14 protein-coding genes are annotated in these 22,206 nt (G+C 44.0%); 8 read left to right on the forward strand and 6 right to left on the reverse strand.

What is annotated here, in order from left to right:
* Positions 1-20: 20 nt before the first annotated feature.
* On the reverse strand, positions 21-950 hold the full coding sequence (cyoE, locus tag V6669_RS13890) for a heme o synthase (protein WP_036608378.1): 930 nt from the start codon (positions 948-950) through the stop codon (positions 21-23).
* Positions 951-1,411: 461 nt separating this feature from the next.
* On the opposite strand from cyoE, the gene V6669_RS13895 reads away from it, so the two are divergent.
* The 5 genes from V6669_RS13895 to V6669_RS13915 all read left to right on the forward strand — a co-directional run bounded on the left by V6669_RS13895 (position 1,412) and on the right by V6669_RS13915 (position 9,241).
* On the forward strand, positions 1,412-2,332 hold the full coding sequence (locus V6669_RS13895) for an NAD(P)/FAD-dependent oxidoreductase (protein ID WP_338594941.1): 921 nt from the start codon (positions 1,412-1,414) through the stop codon (positions 2,330-2,332).
* Between the two features lie 297 nt (positions 2,333-2,629).
* On the forward strand, positions 2,630-5,884 hold the full coding sequence (locus V6669_RS13900; RefSeq protein WP_338594426.1) for a cytochrome P450: 3,255 nt from the start codon (positions 2,630-2,632) through the stop codon (positions 5,882-5,884).
* Positions 5,885-6,146: 262 nt separating this feature from the next.
* Positions 6,147-6,734 (forward strand): TetR/AcrR family transcriptional regulator, encoded by a 588-nt coding sequence (locus V6669_RS13905; RefSeq protein WP_036608373.1) that lies wholly within the window; start codon positions 6,147-6,149, stop codon positions 6,732-6,734.
* A gap of 68 nt (positions 6,735-6,802) precedes the next feature.
* Positions 6,803-8,284 carry a DHA2 family efflux MFS transporter permease subunit gene (locus V6669_RS13910; RefSeq protein ID WP_338594942.1) on the forward strand — a complete coding sequence of 494 codons (1,482 nt, stop codon included), beginning with the start codon at positions 6,803-6,805 and terminating at the stop codon, positions 8,282-8,284.
* Positions 8,285-8,593: 309 nt separating this feature from the next.
* Positions 8,594-9,241, forward strand: coding sequence for a hypothetical protein (locus V6669_RS13915; protein WP_338594428.1), 648 nt, complete (start codon positions 8,594-8,596; stop codon positions 9,239-9,241).
* Positions 9,242-9,329: 88 nt separating this feature from the next.
* On the opposite strand, the gene V6669_RS13920 is transcribed toward V6669_RS13915, so the two are convergent.
* Complete coding sequence (locus V6669_RS13920) at positions 9,330-10,307, reverse strand: alpha/beta hydrolase (protein WP_338594429.1); 978 nt, start codon at positions 10,305-10,307, stop codon at positions 9,330-9,332.
* Positions 10,308-10,771: 464 nt separating this feature from the next.
* Between V6669_RS13920 and V6669_RS13925 the strand changes: the two genes are divergently transcribed.
* A complete protein-coding gene (locus tag V6669_RS13925) occupies positions 10,772-11,749 on the forward strand; it encodes an MBL fold metallo-hydrolase (RefSeq protein ID WP_338594431.1) in 978 nt (325 codons plus the stop codon).
* A gap of 53 nt (positions 11,750-11,802) precedes the next feature.
* Here the strand turns inward: V6669_RS13925 and V6669_RS13930 are convergent, their stop codons facing one another.
* On the reverse strand, positions 11,803-12,384 hold the full coding sequence (locus V6669_RS13930) for a LysE family transporter (RefSeq protein ID WP_338594432.1): 582 nt from the start codon (positions 12,382-12,384) through the stop codon (positions 11,803-11,805).
* Between the two features lie 129 nt (positions 12,385-12,513).
* Here V6669_RS13930 and V6669_RS13935 point away from each other — a divergent pair, with 129 nt between their 5' ends.
* Positions 12,514-13,068 (forward strand): XRE family transcriptional regulator, encoded by a 555-nt coding sequence (locus tag V6669_RS13935; RefSeq protein WP_338594434.1) that lies wholly within the window; start codon positions 12,514-12,516, stop codon positions 13,066-13,068.
* 137 nt (positions 13,069-13,205) lie between these two features.
* Here V6669_RS13935 and V6669_RS13940 read toward each other — a convergent pair whose 3' ends face one another.
* Positions 13,206-15,623, reverse strand: a complete 2,418-nt coding sequence (locus V6669_RS13940; protein ID WP_338594437.1) for a family 43 glycosylhydrolase — start codon at positions 15,621-15,623, stop codon at positions 13,206-13,208.
* Positions 15,624-16,015: 392 nt separating this feature from the next.
* Between V6669_RS13940 and V6669_RS13945 the strand changes: the two genes are divergently transcribed.
* Complete coding sequence (locus tag V6669_RS13945) at positions 16,016-19,753, forward strand: alpha-L-arabinofuranosidase C-terminal domain-containing protein (RefSeq protein WP_338594438.1); 3,738 nt, start codon at positions 16,016-16,018, stop codon at positions 19,751-19,753.
* A 136-nt stretch (positions 19,754-19,889) separates the two neighbouring features.
* Here V6669_RS13945 and V6669_RS13950 read toward each other — a convergent pair whose 3' ends face one another.
* Both V6669_RS13950 and V6669_RS13955 read right to left on the reverse strand, forming a co-directional pair.
* Positions 19,890-21,287: a TrkH family potassium uptake protein gene (locus tag V6669_RS13950; protein WP_338594439.1), complete on the reverse strand. Its 1,398-nt coding sequence runs from the start codon at positions 21,285-21,287 to the stop codon at positions 19,890-19,892.
* On the reverse strand, positions 21,271-21,936 hold the full coding sequence (locus V6669_RS13955; protein ID WP_338594440.1) for a TrkA family potassium uptake protein: 666 nt from the start codon (positions 21,934-21,936) through the stop codon (positions 21,271-21,273). The genes V6669_RS13950 and V6669_RS13955 overlap by 17 nt, the downstream gene beginning before the upstream one ends.
* Between the last annotated feature and the right edge of the window lie 270 nt (positions 21,937-22,206).

Consider the following 22,206-nt stretch of genomic DNA (forward strand, 5'->3'; position numbering starts at 1 on the left):
AGTGGAAAGATGGAATATTTTTATCTCATCATTTGAGCGATCAAGGAATACGCAATGATGACCAGGAAGATAATAGTGATATGGTTAATGGAGAAGATAAACATCCGTTTGGACCATTTCTCTGTTTCTTTCTTATCAAAGGTAGCCACACTAAGAATGAGCCAGGCCAAGCTAACCAGAAATGCCACAATAGCGACAAATGGACTCATTGGCCAGAATAAAAAGCTGGAGATCAGTAACAGTACCAGATACACATTTGTCTGAATGTATGTTCGTCTGATGCCTTTAACAACGGGTAGCATGGGAACACCAGCAGCTTTGTATTCGTCAAAACGACGAATCGCAATCCCGTAAAAGTGAGGCATTTGCCATAAGAGCATCGTAACAACCAATGCCCAGATCTCGAAATGACCCAGTTCCGGTGAAATGGCTGCCCAACCGATGAGTGGAGGCACAGCACCCGAAAGACTTCCCACTTCCGTATTGTAGATCGTTGTACGTTTGGTCCACATCGTGTAAGGGAACACATACAGCAACAGACCCAAAATACCGAATACAGCAGCGGATGGGGAAGCGATGTACAACATGATGCCCCCGATGATGGTGATTGCAATACCGAGAATCAGACCCGACTTGGTATCTACACGTCCCGTAACGGTAGGACGTTTCTTCGTACGTTCCATGATCGCATCGATATCACGATCATACAAGTTGTTAAACACCCCTGCAGCTCCAATAATGAGAGAAGATCCAATAAAAGAAAGGATGATTGGTACAATATTAGCTAAGATTGAAGCATCAAATACATATAAAGCCAAACTTAAACCCGCAAACATGGCGATCAGGTTGGACTTGATGATTCCGATTTTGATTGTATCAAAGAATACTTTCGGAATCGAGCTATACTCCAGGCTGATATTGGTCTGTGAACCATTATTCAATGTTTTCAAGAACTCACTTCCTATATCTATACTTATATATTATGTCGCTATTATACCATTCAATACACTATGTGATTTAATTAACGTTTTAGTATTTAAAATAATGTCATTTGATTGTGAACAATTTAAAAACAAGGTTGTTTTTAATTGTTAAATAATTATTTCTGTGTTACAGGAGAGAATCGAAAAATCCGGAGATAACAGCGATGTGAAGTTTGTTCTGTCATTATAGTGTAAGTGTAAATGTTCTTTTGTTCAACTCACACAGGCTGGATTGAAAAAGATAGATAAAGATATATGTTGCAAAAAGGTTAGGATTTGTTTATTGTAGATATAAGATATCTTTAATGGTCTTTTTAGAAATAGTTCTAGTAATCTCCGAATTATCTTCTTTAAGAGAAAGCGGAGGTTATTTTTAAAACATAATTAGAGATATTAAATGTCTGGAAAGGGTGAAAAATATGAGTAATATGAATCAACTCTTGGATGTACTTATTATTGGTGGAGGACCAGCGGGGCTTAATGCGGCGCTTGTACTCGGCAGGGCACGTAAGAACGTCGTGGTCATTGATGATGAGACACCACGTAACTGGGTTACAAGGGAGACTCATGGGTTTGTGACAAGAGATGGGGCAAGTCCACGTGAATTCCGGAAAGCTGCCAAAGAACAGATTGAAGCGTATCCCTCAGTCCAATTTGCATCCGATACGGCAACAGCGATAACAGGTAGCGACGGTGATTTTGTAGTTAAGACTACTCAAGGGGTAAACTATCGCACGAAAAAGATTTTGTTTGCGGTAGGCAAGAAAGACCTTCCCTTGGATATTAACGGATTAACAGAAGTTTACGGTAAAAGTGCGTTTGTGTGTCCATATTGTGATGGATGGGAGTTAAGAGACCAAGCGCTGGTCATCATCGTTAGTGGAGATAAGGCATTACATATGGCAAAAGTCATATCCGGCTGGACAGAACGTTATACGATCTGTACGAATGGATCAGATTCCTTAACCGATGAGCAGCGTGAAGAGCTGAAGCGGCATAATGTTACTGTATTCAATGCACCGATTCAATCCATTGACTCTGAAGAAGGGATGGTAAAACAAGTTATACTGAATGACGGTACAGCGATTGCATGCACAGGAGTTTTCTTCCAACCCAAACTGTTCACCGGATCAGAACTGCCGAGAGCCATCGGTTGTGAAATTACAGAGTCGGGAACGGTTATCGTTGATGCTTCCGGCAAAACATCCGTATCGGGTGTATACAGTGCTGGTGATGCAGCTTCCGAGATGTATCAGGCAATCACGGCTGCGTCTCTGGGGGCATTGTCTGCGGTAAGCATTAATAATGAATTGAATTTCGAGAAGTGGGATGAGCCAAGTCATCATTAGAATAAATGAATAAGTGAATAGAACCATGGCGTCATAGGTTCATAAATTAGGGGATTGCATATGCAATCCTCTATTTGTTGTTATCAACTTAAACGTTGAACGATTCAATAGAAAGTAATTCAGCTGGAAGAAAATTTGATATTAAATCAATTATGGTTTATTGTATTATCAAATGATACATATTACTCTCAATTATATAATCATCAAAGGAGAGATCACTTATGAATGAAAGCAGAACAGCCATCATATGGCTAACGAATACTTTGCTCCACGGCGTACAGTTAAGAGGTGATCATCATGAGTGATGCAACTTATATTCCACAACCCAAAATGTATGGACCACTTGGCAATCTGCCCTTGATTGATAAAAATAAACCAACGTTGTCGCTAGGTGTTCTGGCTGAACAGCATGGACCGATATATCGACTTACCGTTCCCGGTTATTCCGGTTTAATCGTATCTGGACCAGATCTTGTCGCTGAGTTATGTGATGTGTCCCGTTTTGACAAATATGTATACAATGAACTCGAAAATGTACGTGCCTTTGGAGGCGATGGTTTATTTACAAGCAGAACATCGGAGCCCAACTGGAAAAAGGCCCATAACATTCTGCTTCCCACCTTCAGCAAACAGGCCATGAAAGGTTATCATCCCATGATGGTTGATATTGCCGAACAGTTGATCAACAAGTGGGCGCGCCTCAATTCCAACGATACGATTGATGTTGCGGATGATATGACACGCCTTACGTTGGATACCATTGGACTATGTGGATTCAATTATCGGTTTAACAGCTTTTACAGACAGGACCACAGTCCTTTTATTGAAAGCATGGTTAGGGCGCTGAATGAAGCGATGCAGAAGAGTTCACGTTTGAAAATTCAGAACCTGCTTATGGTCAAAACCAAACGACAGTTCCAAGAGGATATTCAGACGATGTTCTCTCTGGTAGATCAGATTATAGAGGAACGTAAAGCGAGTTCAGCACCCGAAGAGGTCGACTTGCTCGCACGTATGCTGAATGGCAAAGATCCGGAGACAGGAGAGATGCTGGATGATGAGAACATCCGATATCAGATTATTACGTTTCTCATTGCCGGACATGAAACAACGAGTGGTTTGTTATCTTTTGCTCTTTACTTTCTACTGAAAAATCCGGAATCTCTTCAAAAGGCGTATGACGAGGTGGATCAGATATTGGTCAGTGACTCACCACAGTACGAGGAAATTCTTCAGCTTTCCTACATTCGCATGATTCTCAGTGAATCGCTACGTTTATGGCCAACCGCTCCGGGATTTGACGTATATGCAAAAGAAGACACGGTTATAGGTGGCAGATATCCCTTGAAGAAAGGGGAAAGTTGCAGTATTCTTCTGCCCCAGCTCCACCGTGACAGAGAGGCCTGGGGAGAGGATGCGGAGCTTTTCCGTCCGGAGCGATTTGAAGATACGGCGAAAGTGCCTCATCATGCGTATAAACCTTTTGGTAATGGGGAGAGAGCGTGTATCGGCATGCAGTTTGCTTTATATGAAGCAACACTTGTGCTTGGCATGGTCCTCAAACATTTTGAGCTGATCGATTACAACAATTATGAATTGGATGTTAAACAGACGCTGACGTTGAAGCCGGGAGACTTCAGAATCCAGGTGAAAGCGCGCGAAGTGTCACAAAAGATGAATAAGTCTACCAGATCTATGGAAGAGAAACCTGCTCCTGATGTTCATAAAGACGTAGCAAGTTCCAGTCAAATGGGAGATACCCTGGCCGGTGAAGCAGATGGTAACCCTTCGCTCCTGGTGTTATATGGTTCCAATCTCGGAACGGCAGAAGGCATTGCCAGAGAGCTTGTGGTGAAAGGTCGTTCGTATGGAATCCCAAGCGAAGCAGCCACTCTGAATGAGTGGATGGGCCGCTTACCTCGTCAGGGTGTCGTTCTCATCGTCACTGCTTCGTATAATGGTAAACCTCCGCAAAATGCTACGGCATTTGTAGACTGGTTGAATGGTGCGGGGGCAGAGGAAGCAAGGGATGTGAACTATGCCGTTCTGGGCTGTGGAGATCGGAGTTGGTCCGGGACGTATCAGAGTATTCCTCGATTGATAGATGAGAAGCTTGAAGGATTGGGAGGTAAAAGACTGTTATCCCGCGGTGAAGCCGATGCCGGAGGTGATATGGAGAAACAAGTTGAGACGTGGCAGCATATGTTGTGGCCGCAGGTGTTGAATGCTCTGGGGATCAACGCGGAAGTAGTGAAGCCAACCCTACCAAGCACAAGCAGACTTCAAATGGAGATTGTCCATGAGAAAGCAGAGATGCCACTTGCACAAACTTATGATGCCAGCTATGCCACGGTTGTAGTCAATAAAGAGCTTCAGGCGCTGGGAAGTGGAAGAAGCACGCGTCACATCGAAGTGTTACTGCCTGAAGGCATGAGTTATAGAGAAGGCGACCATCTCGGCGTGTTGCCTAGCAACCAGAAGCAGAATGTGGATCGGATACTCAGTCGGTTCTCACTAAGTAGGGATATTCAGATCCAATTAACTTCGGACGTCAGCCACCTTACACATCTTCCATTGAACCGTCCCGTCGAGCTACATGAGTTGCTCACTCACTGTGTGGAATTGCAGACACCAGTTACCAGAACACAGTTGCAGGAGTTAGCTAATCATACGGTATGTCCACCTCATAAGCGTGAACTGGAAGGCATGTTGGATGAAAACAGCTACAAGAATTATATTCTTGCCAATCGAATCACCATGTTGGACCTGCTAGAAAAGTATGAGGCGTGTGAACTGCCATTCGAAAGGTTCCTTGAACTATTGCCTCCACTCAAGCCCAGATATTATTCAATATCCAGTTCGCCAAGCCTGAATTCAGAGCAAGCGAGCATAACCGTATCGGTAGTAAGAGAGCCTGCATGGAGTGGCAAAGGCGAATACCAGGGAGTTGCTTCATCGTACCTTGCCGGTTGTCCATCCGGAGAACGTATTCTGATGTTTGTGCGTACGCCGGAATCCGAATTTTATTTGCCGAAAGAGGCTGACGTACCGATGATCATGGTGGGACCGGGGACGGGGGTTGCACCGTTCAGAGGTTTCCTCCAGGCGAGAGCTGTCATGAAACAGAGAGGTTTGCCACTGAGTGAGGCGCATTTGTTCTTTGGGTGCAGGAATGATTCAGATTTCATATATCGTCAGGAGCTTGAGCAATACGAAAGGGAAGGGATCGTTAAGCTACACACTGCTTTTTCTCGTGCAGAAGGCAAGCCCAAAACGTATGTACAGCATCTGATGAAGGAAGATTCCGAAAAGTTAATTCACATGCTGATGAACAAAGGAAAACTCTACGTATGCGGGGATGGAAGCCTGATGGCTCCTGCGGTAGAAGAGACTTTGCAGCAAGCATATCAGGAGGTGCATGGAGCAACGATGCAGCTAGCGAAAAACTGGCTCATTCAGCTTCAGGCCGAAGGACGCTACGTGCAAGACGTGTGGGCAGGTAATAAACGAACAGTTGAAACTCCTAAAGCTGTGCATGAGGAAGTACATTAAGACGGAGATGACTCCAATATCTACTAATATACAGTTCTTAATATATTCAAGCTAACAAACAGCCGCTTAATCTGGAGCTTTGTCTCCAAATTAGCGGCTGTTATGATGATCTCACCATGAGCCGTCGCTCGGTTCATTTTCTCACTCCTGAACTGTTAGCGTTTACATTAAAATTTGAAATAAAAATGATTGACAGTCCTTATCTTAACGAGTTTAATTATATAGACCGATTGTTATAATTATTTGAAGGAAGTGGCTTTCGTTGAGTGAAAAGTCTAATGCTAGAGAGTCTATTGTCAGCACAGCAGCGAGACTGTTTTTTTCACAAGGATATCATGCGACCGGTCTGAATCAGATCATCAAAGAGAGTAGTACGCCGAAAGGGTCGTTGTATCATTATTTCCCGCATGGCAAGGAAGAGCTTGCGCACGAGTGTATTCAAAAAGCCAATGAACATATCCTGCAGACATTTGAGAAAACATTTGCAGCCCACGACAATACGGGGGATGCCATTCAGAGATTTATTCATGATTTGGCTCATGAAACAGAAGCAGCCGGGTTTACCGGATTTCTGCCATTCAGCTTCTGGGCAGCTGTGGAGACATCGTGTATTAGTCAGCAGTTGCGTATTGCATGTCAGGGTGTATTTGCAGATTGGCAGGATGTCATTAAGAAACATCTGATTCTGGATGGTGTTGGTGAAGAGAAGGCGCGGGAGACGGCACTTCTGATCATTTCTTTGATGGAGGGAGCACTGATTATCAGCCTGACGAATCAGGATAAACAGCCTCTGCTGACGGCTGCTGAGTATTTGTCGGTTGTGACGAAGAACGCCAAACAGATTCAATAATTTATACCAAGAGACAGAGAAAAAGAAAGTTCGATACGTTTGAGGAGGATGGGATCGTGGAGGTTTCCATGAAGGCTGATTCTGCACAGAATCAACAAGAAACAAAGCAATACAAGGTATTTCCGATTTTGTTCGCGATGCTGCTGAGCGGCTTTATTGGTCTGTTTGGAGAAACGGCATTAAACGTGGCATTGACGCCACTTATGGCTCTACTGGAAGTAGGTCCTACAACGATTCAATGGTTAACTACAGGTTACTTGCTTGTGTTGGGAATCCTGGTACCAGTATCCGGCATGCTGTTGCAGTGGTTTACCACAAGACAGCTGTTTACAACATCTTTGATTTTCTCGATTGCAGGAACATTTGTTGCTGCACTGGCACCTAGCTTCGAAATTCTGTTGGTGGCACGGGTACTACAGGCGATAGGTACAGCTCTGTTGTTGCCACTGATGTTTAACACCATATTGGTTATTTTCCCGATTGAAAAACGTGGCGCGGCCATGGGATTGATCGGTTTGGTTATCATGTTTGCACCAGCAAGCGGTCCGAGTATCTCCGGTCTGATTCTGGCTAATCTGAGCTGGCATTGGATCTTCTGGATCTCCTTGCCGTTCTTCCTGATCTCACTGGTATGCGGTTTGTTGTTCTTGCCTAATATTTCGAAATTGACCAAGCCCAAAATTGACGTACTGTCCATTATCCTTTCTACCCTTGGTTTTGGTGGTATCGTATACGGCTTCAGTAGCGCAGGGGGACACGGGGAAACTGGCGGAGGCTGGACAAGTCCGGTCGTTGTTGCCACTCTCGTTATTGGTGTGTTGTCCTTGCTATTATTCAGTATCCGTCAGTTGAGAATGAAACAGCCAATGATGGATTTGCGGGCGTTCAAATATCCGATGTTTACGATTGGCTTGATCCTGATATTCATCTGTATGATGATGATGCTGTCATCCATGCTGATCCTGCCAATGTATCTGCAACAAGGTATGGCGGTTACCGCGTTAACTGCCGGACTGGTTCTATTGCCGGGCAGTTTGCTGAATGGTTTACTGTCTCCGGTTATGGGTCGACTATTTGACAAGTTCGGTCCAAAGTGGCTTGTGATTATTGGTCTGGCTATCGTAACGATTGTACTCTTCATGTACACTGGAATTACACCTACAACAACACTGGCGAAAATCATTACGCTGCATGTGTTCATGATGGTCGGAATCTCGATGATTATGATGCCTGCACAGACGAATGGTCTGAACCAATTGCCCCGTGAGTATTATCCTCACGGTACTGCCATCATGAATACGTTGCAACAGGTATCCGGAGCGATCGGTACGGCTGTTGCGGTAAGTATACTGAGCGCAGGACAATCCCGCTTTTTGAGCGGAGTGGCGAATCCGGAAAGTCCAGAAAATCAACTGGCAGGTTTCACGTCAGGTGTACAGAATGCGTTTGTGTTCGCATTAGTTCTGTCGATTATCGGTCTGATTGCTTCACTCTTCGTGAAACGGGTCAAAGTAGGATCAACGCCAGGACAACAAGGTCCTATGCATTAATTCATTAAGTAACAATAATAATTAGATATTGTATAAGAGCGATGTGTTCCTTAACTCTAAGGGCGCATCGCTTTTTTTTGCACATCTATCTTTTTTCGGTGTTGACGTGAAACGGGTTACAGCCATTAGAGTAAAAATGTAGCCGGAATACGGCGATTAAAAGAATGAATTTGAGAGCAAATACTTCATGTTCCGGCAAAATTGTATATGTTCATACTAATATAAAAGGGTAATATAGAATGTATTAGTACAATTTTTAACCAATTCGAAAACGGTTTATATTTTATTTTCACTCAAGGAGACATCGTTATGATTATCATCAATCCCATTAGCAATAACATTGAAAAGATGCTGTTGCACTACGAAAAAAACGGCCATCTCACACTACAGGCTTCGCTTATTAGTAATAGCTCCGTTGTATATAAATTGCAAAACTATTGTCTCAAGGTATATGCTTCACGTGCAAGATTGGATGGGGAGTTAGAAAGTGAGGCACTTAGGGCACTGCAGAGTAATTCTTATGCACCTAAATTGTATGCGTATTCACCAGGTGAGTACACCCTGACAGAGTGGATTGAAGCATTCAAACTGAAAGAGTACCGTGTGACATATGGACATATTCCTCCCAACTTGATATACGATATGCTTACGACGGAACTTCAGCAGATTCATGCTGGATATTGGGACTGGGATGTCATCCGATATGAGAATTTGCTATGGACGGAGACAGGTGATGTGAAAAGAACAGACTTTTGGTTGTGTGAACCTGTGAACTCCAGACGTGAGAGCTTATATAACCAGATCATTCGAAGAATTGATAACATCTACAATGGCGATCGTACCGAAATGGAGGCGATGGAACAGTACTTTTATCGTCACCATTTGACTGCATTAGAGATCGAACAAGCTTTCAGCGATTTCAGGTCTCAACGGCCAAGACTGGCGATAGCACAATAAATCTCATACTTAAAACCCCAAAGATATTAGAGATACCTTTGGGGTTTCTTTCATGATGTAACATAGCCTTACTTTAGCAGAGTGTACGTTAATTCTTCACCAGGGCCAATATTTCATCCGCAACGAGGTCAGGGCGATATTGATGGATGTAATGATCGGTATCTTTAATGGTTACCTGTTTTGAATCATCTGACCAAGATTTGAATTCTAATTGTGATTTATCCCATTCGGGTTCACTTGCACCGAGGTAATCAGCCGTCAGTATGGTGAGTGGAAACGGTAAGGTTTGCTTGTGATCTACGACCACTTTGGCATTGGCAGCTATTTCACGTAATTCATCCAACGTATTAACATTACCGTAGTTGTGCAACAGCGCAGTTGTATCCAGTTTTTTCAGATCTTCGGGTACAAGTTTCAGTTCATTACGATTGGCATTGGAAGTTTCGACAACCAAGTCAGATTGCATGGAGAGACGGAATAGTCCGGTTTGGATACGGAATTTATTCGCAAAACCACCAATTGTGTCTGCCAAAGAGTCATCGTCATTTGAATAATATTCGGGGCTTCCGCCATCAATCATGACGATACCCTTGACGAGATCCGGGTATTTTTGTGCGAAACGGATGGTCTCCAGCGAGCCGAGTGAATGTCCAACCAATACATAAGGTGGCTTCTGTCCAGATACCTGCAACAACTCGTGTAATTCTTCAGCTACGGTATCGACATCACGTTTCTTATCGGTCTGATCACTGTATCCATAGCCAAATCGATCATATACAGCGAATTTTGTGTTTGGAGCAAGCTTTTCATATAATGGATAATAATCTACATAGGGATTAGCGGTCCCCCAGCCAGAGGCGAGTACAACCGTTACATCGCCTTCTCCGCCAGTATATAGATGCATATTGTCTCCATGTACGTTGTAGAGCTTTCCAGGAGGTACGAGCATTTTTACATCCTGCCTTACCCCTATTTGTTGGTAGATCACGCCTGTACCCAGAAGCAACAGAATTACCGCGAGGTCAAATATCAAAAACTTAACTAATCTTTTACGCCATTTCTTCATGTTCTCTCACATACTCTCCATGTATTTTCTCTATCATATATGCCCAATCTTATAGGAGAGAAAACAGAGTCTTAATTCTATCTTAATTCAGTTTATTTCTGATCAAGGGAGAAGGGCGTGTTCTAGTGAAAATTGTATATCAACGGCCAATGAATTAATATATAGCTACGATATAAGTTGAACTAAAGAATATTTACACTGCTCACTCCGATGACAGAATAACCTTCCGATCGCTGTTATCCCCAGATTTTTTTAATTCACTTTTATAACGGTGAAAATCTGGTGATAAAGGCGAGTTTATGCTTACGAAGCAGCTTTCCCCAGAAAGCTTTTAGCTCCGCTTCTTCAGGTTATTTCTGTCCTCTACGTTCTAGTGTTAATGGTTAGTTCAACTGATATAGTTGAATATATCTCATCCAAATATTGAATCACAGATTGATTATATAGAACAGAAGGTATGTATAATGACAAAATACGAAAATCAGCTCCCGACATCAGCAGGCATGAACTTCAAGTCCCTGATCAGCATATTGAGAGATTCCATGCGTGGCAATGCAGAGCGGAGGCCATCGGGCACGATGCCAATGGAGATATGTGAACCCGCTGAAACCTTCAGTGCGTCGGATAATCCACAGGTTACATGGTTCGGACATTCGGCTTTTTTGCTTGAAATTGAAGGGCACAGGTTGCTTTTTGATCCGATGCTGGGCAATCGTCCATCCCCTGTATCCTGGGTGGGTACCAAACGTTACAGCACGAATCTACCGATACAACCGGAGGATTTCCCAGCTCTGGATGCAATCATTATATCGCATGACCATTATGATCATCTGGATTATAACTCCATCCGCAGATTAAAGGATAAAACAAAGCGATTTATCGTACCGCTTGGGGTACGTCGACGGCTAATTCAACTGGGTGTGCCTTCGGAACAGATTACCGAGCATAACTGGTGGGAAGAGTTATCGTTCAAAGGTCTAACATTTGCTTGTACGCCAGCAAGACATTTTTCGGGCAGAGGATTATTCGACCGTAATTCTACCTTATGGTGTTCGTGGGTTATCGCTGGACAACATACAAAGGTGTTCTTTAGTGGTGACAGCGGATACGGTCCTCATTTCAAGGAAATTGGCAGTAAATACGGTCCATTTGACCTCACCTTGATGGAATGTGGGCAATATGACGAGCGGTGGTCCAACATTCACATGATGCCGGAAGAAACGGTGCAAGCACACTTGGATGTAAAGGGGAAGTTGCTTATCCCGATTCATTGGGCCGCATTTACGCTGGCCTATCATGCCTGGAATGAACCAGTCGAACGAATTACGAAGGCTGCACATGCCTTGCAAGTTAAGATTGCAACACCCAAAATCGGCGAAAAGGTTGTGCTTCATACGGAGGATTACCCTACACATCCATGGTGGAGACCGGAATTGGGATGAAAAAATAAAAGCGTTCAGCTCATTGAATGAGTGGACGCTTTTTCTATTACATTTTACATCAGGATTGATAGTGCACTGTAAATTAACAACATACCCATTACGATATTAACAGGACGCTCGTATTTTAATAGAAAGCTCTGGAATAACATGCCACCGAACGCCCATGTCATATTGGCACTAATGCCGATGAAGGTGAGCAGTAAGGAAAATACGATTAATTGAACATGGGACTGCCCAAGAGGCAGAACAAAAACGGATATGGCAGTAAGCCCATACAGAATGACTTTGGGATTGATAAATTGCAGGGTGAACCCGAATAGAAATGAATAATGATTGACCTTGTTTTCTTGTGCATCTGCAGGTTTACTTCGCATGATTTTGAACGCCAGATAGAGCATGTACACACATCCTAACACGTTTAAGACGGGTGTGATCCTGGGAATATATTGATGAAGAATAAGGTTGAAATAACTGGACAGAAACATAATTAGCAGGCAGCCGGCTGCAACTCCACTAATAAACGGAAGGGTCTTGCGAAACCCTTGATTTTTTGCATGCGTCATGGAAATGATGTTGTTGGGTCCGGGTGTAAATGAAGCGATGATTGCATAGGTCACTAAAGGTATAATGTTCATGGTTCCTCCACGTTTTCTTAGTTGTGTGATATAATGATATGAAATGTACGTTATAGCGTACGGTCTTCATTATTGTACAACATGTGCGTTATATAGCACAACATAATTATAAAATGAGGAGGATGGATTTTGAAAAACATTAATAGTATTCTTGCTCAGAACCTGAAACAGCTTAGGGAACAAAGAAAGCTTAGTCTGGACAAGGTCGCCGAAATGTCTGGTATTAGCAAGACCATGCTTGGTCAGATTGAACGTGGCGAATCCAATCCCTCCATTGCAACCGTATGGAAGATTGCTAATGGCCTGAAAACCTCCTTCACTGCTTTGATTCACGAGCCGAAGTCAGATACGACCGTTGTAACGGGCGATGATATTCAAGTATTGATGGAGGATGAGGGAAGGGTTCGGATTTATCCGCATTTTCCTTTTGAAGAGGGTCGTCGTTTTGAAATATATATGATGGAGATGGACCCAAAGTCTGAGTTGAAAGCTGAACCGCATATCGAAGGTACAGAAGAATTTATTACTGTTTTTGAAGGGGAAGTTACGATACGGGTAGGGACGGAAGAATATACGGTGAACCAAGGGGAGTCAATTCGTTTTGGAGCGGACAAGCCTCATGCCTATGTTAACTCCGGTGCTAAGGAGAGCAAATTCAACATGGTCATCCATTATTCGAAATGACAATAAAGCAGCCTGATGTAATGAACTGCAACACCGCTGTTAGTTGTCTCTAACAAATGGGGTGCAGTTCGATACATTAGCTGCTTTATTGATGTGTGCACTATGGAGTCCAACCGCTTGCGATTGGGGACTCTAAGTTAAGGCTTTTCTTTGGCTTGACGCTGGATTTCCTTGGCTGTTAATGCTTTATCATACACTCTTACGTTATCCAGACTGCCTTTGTAGAACGGATCAGCCGCATAACGACTCTTGCCCACATAAGCTTCCGTTACCAGCAGATCTTTCGGGTTAAAAGTAATTTCAGAGCTGCTTGCAACCGATGTACCATTCACATATAGAGTACCCACATCACCCTGAAGGGTTACAGCCACATGAACCCACGCTTTGGAAGGCAGTGGATTTGCTGCAATCAGGTTCTGATCTCGACCCTCATTATGAATGGTGAATTGTAGCGCTCCATTATGCTGGGAGGGAGTAAGGAACATATGCCTGGTCAAACCATTTCCAAAGTCGAAAATACGCTGCCAGGACGCGCCGCCGTCCCAATTGACCCAAGCGCTAAACGTGAAATCCGTTGTATCTGTAAGGAGTCCAGGTAACTGTATGAAACTGTCTGTCCCATTAAATGTGGCAGCCTGATTTTTGCCACCGGCAGCAGAACTGACCACGTTAAAGGCTTGTCCATGATATCCGTTTTTACTGGAATCCTGTGCGACTTTGGCAAGTTTTTTGTGTTCAAAAGTATACTCCCCGAGCAACGGGCTTACCGCTTGCTGTGGAATGATAACGTTAAACGTTTTGGAGCTTACCGCAGTTCCTTTACGAATCGTGGCGGTTAATTTCACTTTGGCATCACCCTTACCGGCGCGTGGTCGCTGTACTACACCTGTAGTGGATAGAGCCGAAGTATTGGAGCTTTTCCACGTAATCTCTGCATCACTTGTTCCCTTGGTAGGCAGAGACAGATTAAAGAACACATGATCCGTATTGCTAATGCTCAGATCCTTTTTCACCGCATCTACAATGTCCTGATCACTCCGTTCAACACCTTGAGTTCCCCAGATGGCAATCCCGGAGGAGGAGAGGGCGCTAAAGGTCAGAACCGTACTTTGAGATTCCGAATTCCATTCATGTGTGAAAACGCCTTTGTACAAAACGTTATTCGAAGTGATCTGAACCTTGTTGTCTGCACCAAGACTCCACGTTCCTGTCACGGCACCATGAATCTGCCCATCTGCCGTGAACTGAACGGTCTGGGATGGCTTGATGTCCGCCGTGATGTCCTTACCATGATTCACCCATTGGTACTGACCGGCGATCTCCTGAGTTGTCAGTTGAGTGGTATCTTCTCCCAAAGCCGCATAGCGATATGGAGAAACAACGGGCCAACCATCTGCATTCATATGCATCTCATGTACGCGAACTTCATGCTCTTCGCCACGCCCTGGAAAGCGGGTATGGAAGATGAGAAATTGTTTGCCAGTCTCCGGATCAACATAAGCAGAGTTATGCCCAGGCGATACATAGCCGCTACCTAGGCCTGTGCCCGGATCACCGATCTGTCTCTCGAACAGAAAGTTACCCATCAATTTGACTCCAAAAGGCTCAATAGAACGATCATCAAACAATGGTTTATTCTTGTCCGCTTTAACGTTGATCATATCGTTTCCTTCCGCATCGAGGAAAGGTCCATCCGGTGTTTGGGAGCGAGCAACACGAATGTTGTATCCTCCCTCAGCACCTAGTCCACCGTAAGACAGGTACAGATAATAATAATCGGTTTCGGGACTGTAGAGCATATAAGGTGCTTCAATACGACTATGATTGCCTCCGGTCAGCTTTTTGCCATAACCTTGATTTGGCAGTGGTTTACCTGTCGTTGCATCCATCTCCAGAATGAAAATCCCTCCGGAATATGAGCCATACACCATCCATAACTTGCCGTTTTTATCATAAAAGACATCAGGATCGACCACATTGGGATGAATCGTTGCATCGTAAATGGTACCATCCTCACTGATCTGATCCCACATGCCGGATTTCAACAGAATGCCTTGATCCTTATAAGGCCCTTCGATATTGTCTGCGACAGCAATGCCGAGCGCTGATCGCGGGGAGTCCCCTTTACAAGCATTGTAGTACATATAAAATTTGCCGTCCGCGAGTTGAATGACATCTGCTGCCCATAACGTATCCGTCTGCGCCCACTCCAACGCTTCAGCGAATTCCTTGGTTACATTGGGGACAACAGGATTGTTATCTGTAACGCCGGAGGCGACGAGATCCCAGTTCAAAAAGTCTTTGGACTTAGCTACTTGCAGGTGTGAACCAAAAATATAAAACGTATCATCCACCTTAATGACGGAAGGGTCATGCACAGAAACATTTTTGAATGATGGAGCAGGAGTTGCGATAGTTGTGGTGAAAGTCTGCGAGTTACCCACGGGTGCCTCTGAACCATTTGCGAACACCGAGACCGGTGCCAAAGTTGTTGCAGTAAGTAATGTGGTGCTTAGTACAGAAATGTTAAGTACGCGTACCCAATAACGTTTCATACGTTTCCCCTTTCCTATTTCCCGGAATGAAAAATAACCCGATACTTGGCAACACACGATATAAGGTTCGGCAGACCTCCTTTGGGTATTTCATTATATCAAGCGCTTTCATTTGTTATATTATCAATTGGTTTATATGTTTGTAAACCATAAATGTGATGTTTATAAGACTAAAATGAATAAATAAAGAGAGACGGAAAGAGCTCATAAACCTTCTAAGATTCAAATAAACCAGTCATCTTTCTCAAATTTAGGATTGAAATTAGGTTATGTGATGGGATATTATTACGTTTAGATTAGGTGTTTAAATATTTATCAATCATTTTAAACTTATACGAATTAAAGGTGAGTATTCTTTAACGACAATTCCCAACTACATAGGAGGTAAGATCATGACCACATATCAAAATCAGTTGATTGCACAATACAAGTTTGAAGATACCGTTCAGATCGGGAAGGACAGCTCGGGTAAGGGACATGATGGTATAGCCAAAGGTGAGATTCGACCTGTGATATCCGAGTTGAAAGGCAGAACGGCGGTGACTTTCAACGGGGGAGCGAATGGAACCTCTTATATGCAATTACCCTCGAATCTGCTTCAGGATGTAAGCGATAACACTGGAGTTACTATTGCCACTTGGGTATTTCTCGGCAAAGGGTCCAATGTGTGGGAACGCATTTTTGACTTTGGCAAAGGCGAGAAGGGGCCGTATATGTTTCTGACGCGTCAGCTTCTGGGTACGTTATATGCCGGCGATAATCTGGTTGTACACCCAAGTCGAGGAGTTGCAAGTGGAGAATGGCTGCATATTGCACTCTCTGTGGCTGGCAGCCAAGGGGGAACGTTGAGCAGTGCGGGTCCGATTGTATATGTGAATGGGGAGAAGGCAGCAGATGGTTCGATCAGTCAGACGTCGAGCGGCAATTATGCCAAACTGCGAGAATGGTTTGATTCTTTCACCAATCCTGAGAATTATAGCCAGAATTATATTGCACGTTCCCAGTATGCAGCGGATGTGGATTTTGCAGGTTCGTTATCCGACTTTCGGATCTATGGGTCAGCGCTCACCATGGATGAAGTCATTGAAGTGATGTGTGAGTCACTGACAGATGAAGCGATTGTGAAGCTTGCGGCGGACAAGTACTTGTCCTTCCCCAACCGAATCATCACCAAGGATGTGTCACTGCCGGCAGACTTGCTGGGTGGTAAAGTGTCTGTTGAATGGAGTTCCAGTAAGCCGGAAGTTCTGTCTGAGAACGGAGAGGTTCAGGCAATCACATCGGCACAGGAGGTTACGCTCCGTGCGCTTCTGAACAGAGGTGATCGTAAGCTGAGCCAAAGCTTTGACGTGTCTGTTGTGCCAGCCCATCTTCCGCCTTATACGGTCACCATCCATGGAGATCAGAAGGTGGCTGACATCAGTGAAGTCATGTATGGGCTTTTTTACGAGGATATTAACAACGCGGCAGATGGTGGAATCTATGCCGAGCTTGTTCAGAATCGATCATTTGAATCTTTTGCATTTGATACGTACTCACATGATTCTGGAGAATGTGGTTGTTCGACAGGTCGAAATCGTGAACCTTTGTTTGCCTGGTCAGGCGACACCGAGAAAATGCTCGTGCAGCATACGGATGGACTGAACGTTCACTTTAACGTGGAAGACCCTGAAATAAATGCTTATTATGTAACGGTTCAGGATGGGGCAACGATTCGAAATCGTGGATTCTCAGATTCCAACCAGCATTGTGCCATGTCCATCAAGCAGGGTGAATCATATGACTTTACCGTATGGGCAAAAGCAGAATCGGCAGGAACGATCACTGTTCAATTGCAGGATGGAAGCGACACTTCCATCAGTGATTCGGTAACACTGCATGTTGAAGGTGGGAAAAAATGGAAGAAATACGGTTTGCTTCTGACCGGAACGGAGACTGTACTTGGTCAACTTGCCCTTACGTTTGCAGGTAACATCTCCGTTGATATGGTGTCCTTGGTCCCTCAGAATGTATGGGGAGCTGATCCGACAGAAGAGGGGATATCGGCTACAGCACATGCCAACTACACAGGTAATCCGAACTATCGATTGAGAAAAGATCTAATCCAAGCACTCGCAGATCTGCATCCGAAGTTCTTACGTTTTCCGGGAGGATGTATCTCGGAGGGATCTTTCATCTGGGATAACGTATATGACTGGAAGGATTCTGTGGGTCCGGTTGAGCTCCGCAAAGAGAATTATAATGTTTGGGGTTACATGATGACGATGGGGCTTGGTTATATGGAGTACTTCCAACTGGCGGAAGATCTGAATGCCGCTCCAGTTCCAGTCATGGCTTGCGGTGTGTTATGTCAGGCACGATCGGATTATGCTCACCCTGCGGGCGGTGCTTTAAGGGATTATTATATCAGCAACTTTACAGATTTGATTGACTTTGCGCTCAGTACAGACTTTGAACACAACGAATGGGCGGCGGTACGAAGCCAGATGGGACACCCTGAACCGTTTGATCTTCGTTATCTGGGCGTAGGCAATGAGAACTGGGGCACTGAATTTTTTGCCAACTTCGAAGTATTCAAACGTTCAATAGATGAGTACATGAAACAGAACTATCCTAATCATGAGCTGCACATTATCTCGACGGTTGGTGCTCAGGCAGATGATGATGCGTACCAGGAAGGATGGAAATTCCTCAGCGGGAACCTCACCGGGTCAGCTCAGGTTGCTTTTGCAGATGGTACTGAGGTGATTGAGGAGACCGTAACTTGGTATGAAAATCAGGACAATTACATGGACACCATCGCAGATGAGCACTACTACCGCTCCAATGAATATTTGATGAATAACGTAGATCGGTACAACTACTATGACCGGGCTTATCTTGAAGACGGAAGTATCGATTGGAAAGAAACATCCAAAGTATTTGTTGGAGAATATGCTTCCACGGACAAAAACACGCTGGCAGGAGCAGTCGCAGAAGCTGCGATCATGACTGGATTTGAAAATAATGCGGACGTTGTTCGTTTGGCTGCCTATGCGCCATTGTTCAACAAAGTACTAACGGACGGTACCTACCGCTGGACCCCAGACTGCATCTGGTTTGATGATGAAACCGTGTGGTATACACCGAATTATTATGTACAGCAGCTTTTTGCAAAATATGTAGGGGACCAGGTACTTGAGACTTCGTTCTCGACATATAGCAAAGGCAAACCGCTGAATCTCATTCCACGTGGCGGCATCGAGATTGCAACAGGTCATGCAGACATCGTGGTGAAACGAGTCACGGTCACGTCCAATGAGGATGGCACCGTACTGCTAGATGAAGATTTCAGGGAACGCACGGAGCCTAGTGAGGCATGGAGACAGATTCCCGGATCGGAAGGATACACGTTAACCGCAGGAAGAGGGCTCATCTTGAACGCACAAGTAAGTGGATTAAATGGAGTGTACCTGCTGAATGACGAATGGACCAATTACCAAGTTCACGTTGAGGCTGAAAGAATTTCAGGTGAGGATGGTTTTTACATCGGTGTGGGACTGACGGATATCTCACCGGAGAACAAGGATGTCATCGAGTACGCAATCAGTTACGGGGGAAATGCCACGGGAGTGAAGGTGTACAAACAAGGGATCGAAGGTTACACATTAGGAGATTATTCATCGAGTTCAGCAGCAGGTAACCTAAGAGCGGCCAACTATGAACCACTCGAGAATGGGACCGATTATACGATTACGGTTAGCTATGGTGGGGACACAGGAAAGAATCTGATCTGCTCCTATACAGATGGTCACAATACCAGCAAAGTTCTGGATTACAAGCTGGAAGCTTACAACCGGGAAGTATTCCACTCTGTTACGAAGGACGCAGGGCATGTGTATGTGAAACTGGTCAATGCAGATGGTGTGGATAAATCAACCCGGATTTGCCTTCAGGATCTGAAGGTTAATGCTGCAGCCAGACTGATCACGCTTACTGGAGAAGATCATTTGGTGCATATTCCAAATGTGAATCAGAAGAATGATGAGAAAGTGATTCCCCAAGAACAGGAGATAAAGCTGATGGGTGAATCAGCGACCGTTTGTTTGCCCGCTCATTCGGTAAATGTACTTATTATGAATCTTCTGTAAGAAAAATTATAAATAACCCCCCCTTGAAGCAGACGTCTATCGTTTGCTTAAGGGGGCGTTTTGCTAGGAAACTTGGTTGTGAAATAACAAGCAATCACTGTTCCGTAATAGGATTAACATGTCCTTAATCCATATGTTAACCAATGAGGACATGATCCTCTGCATAACCGATTTTGGATGTGCGTTTCTTCTGCGCTAACGCAAAAGCCAGAGTTAGTGGTCCCAATCGTCCTGCAAACATAGTAATGGTGACTATAATTTTACCAGCAACACTCAACTCACTTGTAAGACCCATCGATAGTCCTGTGGTGCTAAAAGCCGAAGTGGCTTCAAACAGAACATCCAGAAAATGATTTTCAAGAATGCCTTCGGATATGGATAACAAAATGGAGATTCCAAGTACAAAGGCGAGGGCACTTAAGACAACAGCGAGTGCGCGCATCACTGTTTCTTCTGCAATTTTACGTTCAAAAGCATGAATTTGCCCACCGCCCCGAAATGTTTGAATCGTCGCAAGAACAAGGACCACAAAAGTATTGATTTTAATTCCTCCACCTGTTCCGCCGGAAGAAGCCCCAATGAACATCAGGATAATAATGAAAAATTGGGATGTGGCCAACATACTCCCAATGTCAATGGTGTTGAATCCGGAGCTTCGAGGGGCAGTACCCTGAAATAGAGCAGCCCATATGCGTTCACCGAAAGATAAATCAGCGAACGTAGAAGGATTCCAACTCTCGATTAAAAAGATGGTAATGAATCCAAACAAGTATAGAGAAAAACTGCCGATTAATACAATCTTTGAATGCAGAGAGAGTTTTCTCCATGAACGCTTGCGGAATATATCTACAACTACAATGTAACCTAAGCCGCCAATGATAAAGAGCGTAATCACTGTAAGATTAACAACCGGGTCACCAACAAATGGAGTAAGGCTATCAGTCCAAAGAGAGAAACCCGCATTATTAAAGGCAGAGATGGAATGGAACATGGCATAATATAAAGCTTGTCCCCATCCCAAATCGCTTTGCCAGCGTAATGTAAGAACCACTGTAGCCAGAGCTTCAAAAGCAAATGCTATAAGCACAATATACATGGATAACTTAACCAGACCTTGAGCAGAGGATGTATTGGTGGCTTGTTGAATAAGGAGCCTCTGTTTCAAGCCAATCCGTTTCCCCAGAATAATGGCTACCATTACACCTAGTGTCATGAAACCCAATCCGCCAACCTGAATTAAAATCATGATAATGATCTGTCCAAATGTAGAAAAGACTGTCCCTGTATCCAGAACAATCAGCCCGTTTACACATATCGCAGAGGTTGCTGTGAACAAGGCATCAAGTAAACCAATAGATGTCCCGGTACTAGAAGATAGAGGCAGTGCAAGCAATAAGGCCCCGATCCAGATGAGTGCGAAGAAGATGATCATGATAAGTTGAGGAGGGCTCATATTATTTTTCAACTTGTTCACAATGGATTCAATGTTCGTCAGGGCCGAAGTTTTCAGTACACGTTTATTTCTTTGGTTCATAATCACTCTCCAAATTCCGAATGTCATCGTTACTGCCTATTAACAGGAGCATATCTCCCGCACGGACTATGTCTTCAGCCAGGGGTGAGATATTCAGGTTATTCCCCGTTTTGATGGCGATAACCGTACATCCATATTCAGCCCGAATGTTAAGTTGCAGCAATGTCTTCTGATTCATACTTACGGGAGCTTTGATCTCGACCAAATTATAATCCGAAGATAATTCAATGGAATCAATAATGTTGTCTGAGCTAAGCTGATTCCCCAGTCTCGTGGCCATATCACGTTCTGGGTAAACAATTTGATCGGCACCAATCTTGCTAAGGACACTACCGTGGTTGTCATTTTTGGCCTTGGCTGTTACCTTGGGAACATTAAGTTCTTTCAATAATAGAGTGGTCAGTATACTTGCTTGCAGATCTTCACCGATCGCAACAATGGCGTGAGAAAAGTTGCTTGCCCCAAGCTCAATAAGGACCGATTTGTCAGTACAGTCTGCCTGAACGGCATGGGTAGCTATTGTTGAAATTTCCTGAACAAGAGTTTCACTCTTGTCTACAGCGAGCACTTCGTGTCCATTTTTAATGAGTGTGTGTGTCAAGCTTGATCCGAAACGCCCAAGGCCAAGAACCATAAACTGTTTTTTCATAATATCCCTCATTGTAATCAGAATAGATAATGGTTTCTTCTATAAATTAATAGGTAAATATTACATTACGTACACAGGATTGTAAGGTTTCATATCATAGTAGAGACCTTGGTCGAATATAACCCCAAACCGTTATGTGTATGCATATCTCCAAAAGAGTTCATTTTAATAGCTTTGAAATAGAATTGCAACTGATTCATTTCTTTTTGGGGATAAGCTGTTGAACGGTCTAAGTGGGTAACAAGTCCCTAAATTATACCAATAAAGACT

This window comes from Paenibacillus sp. Y5S-9, from assembly GCF_036894235.1.
Taxonomy (GTDB): Bacteria; Bacillota; Bacilli; order Paenibacillales; family Paenibacillaceae; genus Paenibacillus.

Coding starts and splice junctions, on each gene's coding strand:
- V6669_RS13895 (WP_338594941.1), top strand. CDS start 1,412: ATGAATCAACTCTTGGATGTACTTATTATTGGTGGAGGACCAGCGGGG.
- V6669_RS13900 (WP_338594426.1), top strand. CDS start 2,630: ATGAGTGATGCAACTTATATTCCACAACCCAAAATGTATGGACCACTT.
- V6669_RS13910 (WP_338594942.1), top strand. CDS start 6,803: ATGAAGGCTGATTCTGCACAGAATCAACAAGAAACAAAGCAATACAAG.
- V6669_RS13915 (WP_338594428.1), top strand. CDS start 8,594: ATGATTATCATCAATCCCATTAGCAATAACATTGAAAAGATGCTGTTG.
- V6669_RS13920 (WP_338594429.1), bottom strand. CDS start 10,307: ATGAAGAAATGGCGTAAAAGATTAGTTAAGTTTTTGATATTTGACCTC.
- V6669_RS13925 (WP_338594431.1), top strand. CDS start 10,772: ATGACAAAATACGAAAATCAGCTCCCGACATCAGCAGGCATGAACTTC.
- V6669_RS13930 (WP_338594432.1), bottom strand. CDS start 12,384: ATGAACATTATACCTTTAGTGACCTATGCAATCATCGCTTCATTTACA.
- V6669_RS13940 (WP_338594437.1), bottom strand. CDS start 15,623: ATGAAACGTTATTGGGTACGCGTACTTAACATTTCTGTACTAAGCACC.
- V6669_RS13945 (WP_338594438.1), top strand. CDS start 16,016: ATGACCACATATCAAAATCAGTTGATTGCACAATACAAGTTTGAAGAT.
- V6669_RS13950 (WP_338594439.1), bottom strand. CDS start 21,287: ATGAACCAAAGAAATAAACGTGTACTGAAAACTTCGGCCCTGACGAAC.
- V6669_RS13955 (WP_338594440.1), bottom strand. CDS start 21,936: ATGAAAAAACAGTTTATGGTTCTTGGCCTTGGGCGTTTCGGATCAAGC.